The sequence below is a fragment of the Rhodococcus sp. LB1 genome (assembly GCF_001583455.1).
GTDB lineage: Bacteria > Actinomycetota > Actinomycetes > Mycobacteriales > Mycobacteriaceae > Rhodococcus_F > Rhodococcus_F opacus.
Map to the genome: position 1 here is coordinate 1 of NZ_LTCZ01000147.1, position 8,121 is coordinate 8,121.

Annotated in this window: 10 protein-coding genes; 6 read left to right on the forward strand and 4 right to left on the reverse strand. The window is 67.2% G+C overall.

Annotated elements, in window-relative coordinates; translation table 11 throughout:
• Positions 1-7: 7 nt before the first annotated feature.
• Positions 8-913 (reverse strand): IclR family transcriptional regulator, encoded by a 906-nt coding sequence (locus tag AZG88_RS20970; protein ID WP_025431566.1) that lies wholly within the window; start codon positions 911-913, stop codon positions 8-10.
• 115 nt (positions 914-1,028) lie between these two features.
• Here AZG88_RS20970 and AZG88_RS20975 point away from each other — a divergent pair, with 115 nt between their 5' ends.
• A complete protein-coding gene (locus tag AZG88_RS20975; RefSeq protein WP_025431565.1) occupies positions 1,029-1,934 on the forward strand; it encodes an oxygenase MpaB family protein in 906 nt (301 codons plus the stop codon).
• Positions 1,935-2,068: 134 nt separating this feature from the next.
• The gene (locus AZG88_RS20980; RefSeq protein ID WP_005249032.1) at positions 2,069-2,473 is read left to right on the forward strand and encodes a hypothetical protein; all 405 of its coding nucleotides are present in this window, start codon (positions 2,069-2,071) and stop codon (positions 2,471-2,473) included.
• A gap of 30 nt (positions 2,474-2,503) precedes the next feature.
• Here AZG88_RS20980 and AZG88_RS20985 read toward each other — a convergent pair whose 3' ends face one another.
• Together AZG88_RS20985 and AZG88_RS20990 are read right to left on the reverse strand one after the other, a co-directional pair.
• Positions 2,504-3,181, reverse strand: a complete 678-nt coding sequence (locus AZG88_RS20985) for a TetR/AcrR family transcriptional regulator (RefSeq protein ID WP_005249033.1) — start codon at positions 3,179-3,181, stop codon at positions 2,504-2,506.
• Positions 3,182-3,217: 36 nt separating this feature from the next.
• A complete protein-coding gene (locus tag AZG88_RS20990) occupies positions 3,218-4,063 on the reverse strand; it encodes an SDR family oxidoreductase (RefSeq protein ID WP_061698825.1) in 846 nt (281 codons plus the stop codon).
• A gap of 41 nt (positions 4,064-4,104) precedes the next feature.
• Between AZG88_RS20990 and rraA the strand changes: the two genes are divergently transcribed.
• The 4 genes from rraA (at position 4,105) to AZG88_RS21010 (ending at position 8,044) form a co-directional block, all read left to right on the forward strand.
• Positions 4,105-4,575: a ribonuclease E activity regulator RraA gene (gene rraA, locus AZG88_RS20995; RefSeq protein WP_005563989.1), complete on the forward strand. Its 471-nt coding sequence runs from the start codon at positions 4,105-4,107 to the stop codon at positions 4,573-4,575.
• 131 nt (positions 4,576-4,706) lie between these two features.
• Positions 4,707-6,176: an APC family permease gene (locus AZG88_RS21000; protein WP_025431563.1), complete on the forward strand. Its 1,470-nt coding sequence runs from the start codon at positions 4,707-4,709 to the stop codon at positions 6,174-6,176.
• Positions 6,176-6,667, forward strand: coding sequence for a hypothetical protein (locus tag AZG88_RS21005; RefSeq protein WP_061040719.1), 492 nt, complete (start codon positions 6,176-6,178; stop codon positions 6,665-6,667). Before AZG88_RS21000 ends, AZG88_RS21005 begins: the two co-directional genes overlap by 1 nt.
• Positions 6,668-6,688: 21 nt before the next feature.
• Positions 6,689-8,044: a dipeptidase gene (locus tag AZG88_RS21010; protein ID WP_061040720.1), complete on the forward strand. Its 1,356-nt coding sequence runs from the start codon at positions 6,689-6,691 to the stop codon at positions 8,042-8,044.
• Here the strand turns inward: AZG88_RS21010 and AZG88_RS50190 are convergent.
• On the reverse strand, positions 8,035-8,121 hold an 87-nt coding region (locus AZG88_RS50190; RefSeq protein ID WP_197487887.1), incomplete at its 5' end, for an RNA-binding S4 domain-containing protein. The genes AZG88_RS21010 and AZG88_RS50190 overlap by 10 nt on opposite strands.

Genomic DNA, 8,121 nt, shown 5'->3' on the forward strand with positions numbered 1-8,121 from the left:
CAAGTACTCACGGGTGGCGGCCGTGCATGGCGGCCGTCACCCGCGCCGCGGCGTCGCGGACCAATTCACCGATCTCCGCCGTGCGCACACCCGACATCGGCCGGGACGCGTCGGCGACACACAGCACGACCGCGGGTTGACCGTCACGGTCGAATGCCGCGGCATTGATCGACAGCGGCTGGTAGCTGCCCTCAGGGTCGATGTCACCGACCACGGCATCCGCCGACAACAGTGTGCGCGCCTCTCGCAGCGCGACGGTCGAGCGATGCCCGCCCACACCGCGACCGCGGAGTTCCGACACGGCATCCGCAAGCGAATGCTGTTGCTGATCCATGCATTCCATCGCGTATCCGCGCTCCCGGACGAGCGCGAGGGCCGGCTCGTACGTCGCCCGCAGCACGTCCACCTCGACACCCAGATTCTGCCCGCCGAGCGCATACCATTCCTCGCGCTGCTCCGGCGGATACCAGGCCGCGATCCCCGAACCGATGGGCGGCGCGAGCAGCACCTTGTCGCCGAGCCGCAGGCCCAGGGTTCCGCGTCGACCCCCCACCGGCTGCACCACCTCGGCGACCACCACGTCGCTTCCCGATTGCACGAACGCGATGGACGCCATGTCCGACGCGTCGGCCAGTTCGTGCATCACCGACCGCGCGAGGTCGACGACGTCCGTGGCCGTCGTCGCTGCACGTCCGATGGGGATGAGCGCGGGGCCGAGACGGTAGGTCTTGCGGGTGGGGTGCCGGATGAGCCACCCCGCCTCGGTCAGGGCCACGACCATCGGGTAGCAGGTCGCCTTCGCAACACCCAGGTGCCTGGCGATGTCGGCGAGGCTGCGGGGCGTCTCCGGTTCGTCAGCGAGGAGTTCCGTCAGCATCACGATCCGGTCGGTCTGCGGTGAATTTCGCGCCATGTGTTTGCATAATGCCACTCTGGCGTCGCACTGTGAACGGCGTTACAGTCGAGTCGTCTGAACGATCGCTAAATTACGTGGACCTCCGTCACAGTCGCTGCAGGAAGTGAAACCCATGAAACGCTTCGATCTACGTCGCCGGACCGACCGACTCGATCCCGAGACGCAGTACGAAGAGATCGCTCGCATTCTCGCCACGCAGGAATTTCCCTGGGACATCAACCAGGCCCTCAGCTTCGCGCTGTTCCGGACGTACGCCGTGCCGACCATCGGGCGGTTGCTGTTCGAGACGGGTGAATTCACCGAACGCGTGCAGAAGCGCTACGACGACACCGGCCTGATCCTCGACGCCGTCCTCGAACACGGCCTCACCAGCGATCCCGGTCGCGCCGGGATCCGCCGGATGAACCAGATGCACGGCTCCTACGACATCTCCAACGACGACATGCGGTACGTGCTGTCGACGTTCGTGGTGACCCCGGTGCGCTGGATCGACGACTTCGGCTGGCGGAAACTCACCCGCAACGAGATCGTCGGATCGACCAACTACTACCGTGCGCTCGGCAAGTACATGGGCATCAAGCAGATTCCCGAGACGTTCGAGGCGTTCGAGAAATTCCTCGACGACTACGAGCGTGAACACTTCCTCTTCGACGAGGGTGGCCGCGCCGTCGCCGACTCGACGCTCGCACTCCTCTGCACGTTCCCGCCGAACAACCTCGCGCCCGCCGCCCTGATCAAGCGATTCTCCTGGGCGCTCATGGACGATCCGCTTCTCGACGCGTTCGCCTACCGGAGGCCGTCCCGCCTCGCGCGAACTCTGTCGCGGGGTGCGCTGAAGGCCCGCGCCCGCCTCGTCCGGTTCTACCCCGTGCGCACGGTGCCCAAGTTCGCCCGCGACCTCCCCAACATTCGCAGCTACCCGACCGGGTACGAAGTGGAGAAACTGGGCACCTTCCCCAGAACCTGCCCGGTACAGCACACCAACGGTACGGTCGCGCGGGAAAACACCGCATCCTGAACCGCTTTGGAGGTGTGATCGACGGAAAGCCGTGTGTTCGAACTATTCTCGGACACTCGGCGAATGGCGGCGGGTATCACGTGGTTCTGCCGTAACGTGGCTGCGCGTAGAGACCGTCGACAGGAAGGGATTGTGTGCACTTCTCGCGAGGGACCCTGACCATTGCCGCACTGGCAGGAGCGGCCTCACTCGCTCTGGCGCCCACGGCAACCGCCGCAACCACCTATCAGATCTCCGTCGTTCCGCCGCTCGGGACCGTCTACGCCAACAATCTGGTGACGCTCGGCGCGCTGGTCACGCCCACCCCGACCGGCACCGACGGATCCACTCCGGTCGAACTCGAGATCACCGAGCCCGACGGCGACGTGAACACGCGAACCATCCCGCTCACCCTCGGTGCCGGGACGGCGGCGATCCGGACGCACGAGGCCGGCCGCTACACCGTCGTGTTCACCTACGCCCCACCGAACGGCACACCCGCCGAGACGACGACGCAGTTCGACGCCGTCGCGTCACCGGGGCTGGGCCTGGGTAGCTGACCACCCGAACCTGCCGAGGCGCATCGCCGGTCACACGCCGGCGGTGCGCCTCTTCTTCGGTGTGACGGGAGCCTCGGTGGATCCCACCGTCTTCATCGCGATCTCGACATACTTGCGGGCCACCGCGTCCGGGGTCAGCTTGCCCTCGGCGTGATACCAGCGCGGAATCGACTGGCACATACCGAGAAGTGCCCGCGTCGTCTCCGCAGCGTCCGACACGTCGAAAAGCTCCCGCTTCTTGCCTTCCTTGACGATCTCGAGGACCAGTTCCTCCACACCCTTGCGGACGGTGCGGTAACGCTGCCGGTTCTCCGGACTCAGGTAGCGCACCTCGCTCTCGAGCGCCGCCAGACGGGATCGCATGGTCATCCGCAACACGATCGCCTCGATGACGTTCGCGAGTCGCTGCACCGGATCGTCGCCGCCGTCGGCGCTCGCGGCATGGGCGCGTTCGAGAACGTCGCTGGTGGAGAGTTCCAGCAGCGCCAGGAGAACGGCCTCCTTGTTCTCGTGGTGGTAGTAGAGAGCGGGTACCGTGACACCGACTCGGCGAGCGATGTCGCGCACCGACGTGCCGTGGAAACCGTGTTCGTAGAACGCGTCGAGGGAGGCGCTGAGGATCGGCGTCAACTTCGTGGGTTCGAGCCGGCGCCAGTCCGCTGCGTTGCCGACCTCGGTGGGCGTCGCACCCTTGGATGAGCTGACCATCAAAGACCTATCTACCGCTCGCTATGCCAGGACGGGTCAAGTGTAGCTGTTCAGATAGTCGGCGAAGGTCTGCGGCGGCCGCCCGGTGAGCGTCTCGACGTCCCCCGTCACCACCGCCAACTCACCGGCCGCGATCGCTGCGTACGAGGTCACCCACCCTGCGACCTCGAAGTCCGGCGCCCCGAAGTGGGCGCGGGACGCGAACGCCTCGTCCAGCGTCTCGTTCTCGAACCGCACCGAACGTCCGGTCACCCTCGTGACCGTCTCGGCGGCCTCCGTGAGGGTGAATGCCTCCGGCCCGGTCAGCCGGTAGGTGACGCCGTCGTGGTCGCCGTTGCCGGTGGTGAGGACCGCCGTCACGGCATCGGCGACGTCGTCGGGCGCCACCGCGCTCACCCGGCCGTCCCCGGCGGGACCCCGGATGACGCCCTGATCGTCGGCCATCAGCGGGATCATCGACTGATACCAGCTGTCCTGCAGGAACGTGTACTTCAGCCCGCTCTCCCGGATGTGCTGCTCCGTGAAGTAGTGGTCGCGGCCGAACGTGAACGTGCACTCGGGCGCCGCGCCGAGAAACGACAGGTAGACGATGCGCTCCACCCCGGCCGCACGGGCGGCGTCCACCGCGGTGCGATGCTCCTCGCGTCGGGTGGCGCTCTCGTGACCCGAGACCAGGAACAGCAGCCGGACGCCGTCCAGCGCGGCGGTCATCGCCGGACCGTCGGCATACGTGGCCACCGCGAACGCGGAGTCGAAATGCTCGGCCAGCGGCTCGAGCCGCTCGGCGTTCCGCCCGATCAGCCGGACCCCGGCGCCGCCGCCGAGCCGCTCGAGCACCTTGCCGCCGATCGACCCCGTGGCTCCTGTCACTGCAATGGTCATGGCCCGCATTCTCCCAGCGCCGGCCCTCTATCCTGACGCGTATGACTGAACCCGTGGCAACCGCTGACCTGGCAGACGAGATCGGACCCGACATCCGGAGCTGCGACACGCAGTTCATCCAGTTCGGCGGCCGTGAAGTGTTCTCCGGCCCCATCACCACCATCAAGTGCTTCCAGGACAACCTGCTGGTCAAGCAGACCCTCGGCGAGCCCGGCAACGGCGGCGTCCTGGTGGTCGACGGTGACGCCAGCATCCACACCGCCCTGGTCGGCGACATCATCGCCGGACGCGGCGTCGACAACGGCTGGGCAGGCGTGATCGTCAACGGCGCGGTCCGCGACTCGGCGATCCTGAAGACCCTCGACATCGGCGTCAAGGCGCTGGGCACCAACCCCCGCAAGAGCACCCAGACCGGCTCCGGTGAGAAGAACGTCCCGATCGAGATCGGCGGCGTCACGTTCAACCCCGGCGAGACCGTCTACAGCGATCAGGACGGCGTCGTCGTCCGCTGATCCGACGAGAACCGAGCGGCGGTTCGGTATCTATCGGTACCGAACCGCTGCGCGGCTCCGAGCGCCGACGCAATAATCCGGAGGAATCCAGCGGTCGTTCGCACGACCCGTTCCTACGGAGGGTGAACTCGATGAGTGTTGACGCCGCCGGAGAGACCAGCCGGGAAGACGCGCCCCGATCGGTGCGAGCCGCGCCCCGGCCGCAATACATCACGTGGATCGCGCTGGCGATGATGACCACCAGTTCGGTGGCCAGCCTGAGATCGGCGCCCTCGATGGCCGTGTACGGGCTGGCCTGCGTGTTCCTGTACGTCGTCCCCGCCATCGTCTTCCTGCTCCCGACGTCGCTCGTCTCCGCGGAACTCGCCTCCGGGTGGTCCGGTGGCGTCTACCGCTGGGTGGGCGAGGGCATCTCGGCGAAGATGGGATTCCTGGCCGTCTGGTGCCAGTTCGCGATGACGATCTTCTACTACCCGACGCTCCTCGCCTACGTCGCGAGCACCTTTGCGTACGTGATCAATCCGGCGCTCGCCGCGAACGGCCTGTACACGGCGATCATCATCGTCACCCTGTTCTGGACCGGTGTCCTCGTGTCCTCACGGGGAATGAAGGCCGTCGCGGGTCTGTCGAGTGCCGGACTCGTACTGGGCACGTTGATTCCCGGTGTGCTGCTCATCGTGATGGGCATCGTGTTCCTCGGCCAGGGCAATGCGTCGGCCGCACCGATGGAATTCAGCGCCCTGCTCCCCGCCTGGACCGGCATCGCCAGTCTCGTGCTGATCGTCAACAACTTCCTGTCCTATTCGGGCATGGAGATGAACGCCGTGCACGTCTCCAGCCTGCGGCGACCGGCGAGCGAATTTCCTCGCGCGATGTTCGTGGCCATGGGACTGGTCCTCGGAATCTTCATCCTTCCGGCCATCGCCATCAGCTGGGTGGTACCCGCCGAGAAGCTGTCGCTGACCGCAGGCGTGATGCAGGCGTTCGACACCTTCTTCGCCCACTTCGGGTTCGGCTGGGCCACTCCCGTTCTGGCCCTCATGCTCATCGCCGCCTCCCTCGGCGGCATGCTCACGTGGCTCGCGGGACCGTCCAAGGGCCTGCTCATGATCGGACGGCAGGACGGATTCCTGCCACCGATCCTGCAGCGACTCAACAAACACGGCATCCAGCAGAACATCCTGGTGGCGCAGGGTGTGGTCACTACCCTGATCGCCTTGCTCTACGCGTTCATCCCCGAGGTGTCGAGCGCGTACTGGATTCTCTCCGTCATCACCACGCAGGTGTATCTCGTGGTGTACGTGCTGATGTTCGTCGCCGCGATGCGACTGCGCAGGCAACAGCCGGACCACCCCCGCGGCTACCGCGCCCCCGCACTGTTCGTGCTGTGCTGGGTGGGCATCGTCGCGAGCCTCGCCGCCTTCTGCATCGGCTTCGTTCCGCCCTCCCAGTTCGGCGGTGGCAGCGTTCTCGTCTACGTCCTCATCGTCGGAGGCGGATTCGGAATCGTCGGACTCGGCGTTCCCCTGCTGATCCTCGCGCTCCGCACACCGGCCTGGAAACAGGACCTGGCGGCCGACCCGCTCGCAGAGGAGGCGTGATGACCACGTCCGGTCGCATGGGCCCCGACAACCAGTCCGTGAACACCGCCCCGGTCGACGACCTGCACAAGAGACCCGAAAACACCCACTGGATCCTGTATTCCGTCCTCTCCGCCGCGTTCGTCGGACTCCTCGTCTGGGGTCTCGTCGCGTTCGACCAGCACAAGCAGTCGGCGGAGGCGGTAGCCAAGGCCACCGAACTGTCGGAACGATTCCAGCGAGCCGGGCTCGGATCGCTCGACGTCGACGCGACCGCCCGTGTGCTCGGAACCGACGGCGCCGCGGCGTGCACCGATCCGGACAACGCCCTGAAGACAGGCGTGCTGGATCAGCAACTGGTGAGCGGAGCCGCCGGACCCGGACAACGCCCGATCCTCGCGACCGGCAACCTCGTCGAAGGTGAGCGACAGGTGATCGCCGTGTACTGCCCGGACAGGTCGGCGGAATTCGAGTCCGCCGTCGCCGATCTGAAACTCGTGGACGAGAATTAGGGGAACCCCGAGGAGGCGTTGATGTCCGACGAAATCCGTTCCACCGTAGCCGCGCTGATGCCCACGGCGCGTGACGAACTCGCCGAACTGGTGGCCATGCGGTCGGTGGCCGATCCGCGGCAGTTCCCACCGGAGGAATGCGTTCGCGCCGCCGAATGGGTCAGGGACGCCTTCATCGGAGCCGGGATCGGACACGTCGAACTGCTCGAGACGTCCGACGGTTCACACGCCGTCGTCGGACACCAGCCCGCGCCGGACGGGGCCCCGACGGTACTGCTCTACTGCCACTACGACGTTCAACCGCCCGGCGACGAGAAGCTCTGGCACACCGACCCCTTCACCCTCACCGAGCGGGACGGCCGCTGGTACGGGCGCGGCGCAGCCGACTGCAAGGGCAACATCGTCATGCACCTGCTGGCGCTGCGCGCACTCGGCACCCCGTTCCCCGTCGGCATCAGAATCGTCGCCGAAGGATCCGAGGAAATGGGCACCGGCGGGCTCGAGAACCTCGTCGAGGCCAGGCCCGCACTCTTCGACGCCGACATGATCCTCGTCGTCGACACCGGAAACGCCGCGGTCGGCAGCCCGACCGTCACCACAACGCTCCGCGGCATCGCGAACGTCGTGGTCCACGTCGAGACCCTGGCCGGGGAGGTGCATTCGGGCATGTTCGGCGGACCCGCCCCCGATGCGCTGGCCGCCCTCGTCCAGATGCTCGCCACCCTGCGTGACGCGGACGGCAACACCGTCGTCGACGGGCTGGAGTCGGACCAGAAGTGGACGGGCGTCGACTACCCCGAGGCGCAGTTCCGCACCGACGCCGGCGTGCTCGACGGTGTGCGTCTCGCCGGTTCGAGTTCCGTCGCCGACGCCGTCTGGGCCCGGCCGGCCCTGACGATCCTCGGCATCGACTGCCCGCCGGTGGTCGGCTCGGCCGCCGCCATCCAGCCGCGCGCATCGGCCCGCCTCAACCTGCGGGTGCCACCCGGGATGGACCCACAGAAGGCGCAGGACGCGCTCGCCGCGCACCTCGAGAACGCCGCCCCGTGGAATGCGCGGGTGACGGTGGAACGCGAAGCGGTGGGCTCGCCGTTCCGCGCGACCACCGACGGCCCCGGATACGCGGCCCTCGGCGCTGCGATGGAGGAGGCGTTCGGGAAGGGGCTCGGAACCGTCGGGCAGGGCGGCTCCATTCCGCTGTGCAACGTCTTCTCCGCCGTCGTCCCGAAAGCGGAGATCGCCCTGATCGGGGTGGAGGAACCGCGCTGCCTCATCCACGCCCCCAACGAAAGTGTGGATCCCGACGAAATCGAGAACCTCGCCGTCGCCGAGGCGCTGTTCCTGCAGAGGTTCGCGAGCGCCGACCGTCAGGACTGAGAACTCACCCGAGCCGTCATCCCACCGATCTCCACGACGTCCCCGTCCCGCAACTGCCGCCCCCGCCGCACCTCGAC